Here is a 2,420-nt window from a genome sequence, read left to right as displayed (position 1 = left end):
AAAATACACCGTACATTTGTACATCGAACCAATAATAACCGAATAACCGTTAAAAGAACATGGCTAAAATTAAAGTCCAAAATACAGAAGTGACAGTCATCACGTACAATGACAAGGATTATATCTCCCTGACCGACATGGTCCGCAATATGGAAAACGGTCCCGCCCTTATTGAAAAGTGGTTGCGTAACAAGAATACCGTCGAGTTTCTGGGCATATGGGAGGAGATGTACAATCCGGATTTTAATTCCCCCGAATTCGAGGGAATTAAAAACGAGGCCGGGTTGAACCGTTTCATCCTTTCCGTCAAACAATGGGTGGAAAAGACCAATTCCAAAGGTATCATCGCCAAGGCCGGACGCTATGGAGGGACTTACGCACACAAGGATATCGCGTTCGAGTTCGCCACGTGGGTATCCCCTCAATTCAAGCTGTACCTGCTGAAAGAGTTCCAGCGGTTGAAAGAGGAGGAGCAGGCCCAGCTCGGCTGGAGTGCGAAACGGGAACTGTCAAAGATCAACTACCGCATACATACCGATGCCATCAGGCAGAACCTGATACCGGTGGAAGTCACCCCCGCACAGGCCGGCGTCATCTATGCGGAAGAGGCGGACGTGCTCAACGTGGCCATGTTCGGGATGACCGCCAGGATGTGGCGTGAGCAGAATCCCGGTCTGAAGGGCAATATCCGTGACTATGCCTCCATCAATGAACTGATCTGCCTCTCCAATATGGAAAACCTGAACGCCGTATTCATAGACCAGGGCATACCGCAAGGCGAACGGCTCGTGAGACTGAACCGGATAGCCATCCAGCAAATGCGTGTGTTGGAAGATGATGGCGGACGAAAACTGCTTGAATGAGAATTCCGGCAGGCAACGCATCGGCATGTCCGTAAACGGGGCAAGGAGGTGAAATGCCGCCTGATCCACATTCATGCATGGGATATGGGATACTGAAGCTACGGAACGGCTTACAGCCTGATATCAAGTGTCATAACCGTTCCGTGGCGGGGTATTGTTCGGAACACATTCCCGAATGAGGTCTTCCATGATTTTAAAAGACTCCGTATTCCAGAAGGAACAAACGTACACATACAATTTCTCCGGAACGGCTAACCTTCCTGTCACTTCCCTGTAATCCTCCCCAAAATCAACACTGCCGTATAAACCGCATGAAAGCCCGGACATGCTTCCTGTTTCCAATCCCATTTCCGCTCCTTCTGCAATATCACGTATTGCCGTTCTCATTCCATATCCTTGAATATTTCTCCAAGTATGCCGAAGACAGAAAAGCTGCATGGTATTTTAGATTCTCACCGGACAGGCAATAGACAGAAGGAATCCGTCATCCTCATTTCTTGCGGCAAAAATAGTTGTTTTTCAGGCCGGTCCCGCAAGGCGGCCCTTCGGGCTGGTTGCACGTGAAAAAATCTTCCTCACGCTTCGCGTGAGCGTATTTTTTCACGGCAAGCCTTGCCGGAGACCGCCGAAAAACAAACTGGAGGAAGCACAAGAAATAAGAATGCCTACCCGTGTAGGCCATGTATAACTCAAAAAAATATAAAGCTATGGCAGACAAGAGCGCAGAAAAGGAAAGACTGTTCAACGAGTGGTTCACTGCATCCTATGACAGGTTGAGAGGGACGTTACGCCGGTACGGAATGCTGGACGAGGACAATTTCCATGACACCTACCTTTTTGTAAGAAGGCAGGTGCTGGTTCCCGGAAAGGACATAACGGACTATGACGCGTATTTCATCGGATGCTACAAAAAGGCGGCCCTGGTAAAGATTAAAAGGGAGAATCGGTATGCACACCCTGAAGATGATTTCTTCCTCCGATGTGGCGAAGAGGCAAAATTCCTTTCCGAGGACGACCTGAACGGGTGCGAGCGGCTGGTAAGAGACATACTGAGTTTCGTAAGGCAGAAGTTCTCCTACGAGGAGTACCGGATGTTCATGCTCAGGTTCTATGAGGCGCAGTTCTCGTTCAAGGCACTGGCGGAATGCATGGGTATCTCGGCATCGGCCATATCGCAGAAAGTATGCAGGATAGTGGACGCGGTACGTACCCACAGCGGTTTCGCATGGAGAAGTCAGATGCTGGCGGTGGAAAGCTTCATGTATTGAAAAAATTGTTTAACGGAAAAGTAAGAAAGTTATGGCACTGATAGTATACAACAGGGAAAACTCCCGTCCGCAGGAAGTCACATACAAGGGAAAGCGGACCATCAACCTTGACAGCAGGGGGACCGTCTATCTGTCAAAGACGATGTCAATCGAATTGGGAATCCTCGGTGGCGGACGGGTGAACTTCGCCCACGACGACGAGACGGATGACTGGTACATCTGCCGGGCCGATGACAGCGAGGGGTTCATTGTCTGGAAGGATAAAAGATGCGCAAGGTTCTCGGCGGGG

4 protein-coding genes are annotated in these 2,420 nt (G+C 49.7%); 3 read left to right on the top strand and 1 reads right to left on the bottom strand.

Annotation, left to right across the window (positions count from 1 at the left end; all coding sequences use genetic code 11):
• Positions 1 to 59 precede the first annotated feature (59 nt).
• Complete coding sequence (locus AB5062_RS22520; protein WP_004320828.1) at positions 60 to 863, top strand: KilA-N domain-containing protein; 804 nt, start codon at positions 60 to 62, stop codon at positions 861 to 863.
• A gap of 123 nt (positions 864 to 986) precedes the next feature.
• On the opposite strand, the gene AB5062_RS22515 is transcribed toward AB5062_RS22520, so the two are convergent.
• A complete protein-coding gene (locus AB5062_RS22515; RefSeq protein ID WP_226766765.1) occupies positions 987 to 1,250 on the bottom strand; it encodes a hypothetical protein in 264 nt (87 codons plus the stop codon).
• 320 nt (positions 1,251 to 1,570) lie between these two features.
• Here AB5062_RS22515 and AB5062_RS22510 point away from each other — a divergent pair, with 320 nt between their 5' ends.
• On the top strand, positions 1,571 to 2,131 hold the full coding sequence (locus AB5062_RS22510) for a sigma-70 family RNA polymerase sigma factor (RefSeq protein WP_227187325.1): 561 nt from the start codon (positions 1,571 to 1,573) through the stop codon (positions 2,129 to 2,131).
• A gap of 31 nt (positions 2,132 to 2,162) precedes the next feature.
• A partial coding sequence (locus AB5062_RS22505; protein WP_368331276.1) for a hypothetical protein occupies positions 2,163 to 2,420 on the top strand: 258 nt, incomplete at its 3' end.

It is taken from the genome of Phocaeicola sp. RTP21359st1_B8_RTP21360_211022 (genome assembly GCF_040911965.1).
Taxonomy (GTDB): Bacteria; Bacteroidota; Bacteroidia; order Bacteroidales; family Bacteroidaceae; genus Phocaeicola; species Phocaeicola vulgatus.
Note: the sequence above shows the minus strand (reverse complement) of the source record. Positions and strands in the feature narration are given on the sequence as shown.

Bases quoted from the DNA above. Each gene is read 5' to 3' on its own strand.
- AB5062_RS22510 (WP_227187325.1), top strand. From the start codon at position 1,571: ATGGCAGACAAGAGCGCAGAAAAGGAAAGACTGTTCAACGAGTGGTTC.
- AB5062_RS22520 (WP_004320828.1), top strand. From the start codon at position 60: ATGGCTAAAATTAAAGTCCAAAATACAGAAGTGACAGTCATCACGTAC.
- AB5062_RS22515 (WP_226766765.1), bottom strand. From the start codon at position 1,250: ATGAGAACGGCAATACGTGATATTGCAGAAGGAGCGGAAATGGGATTG.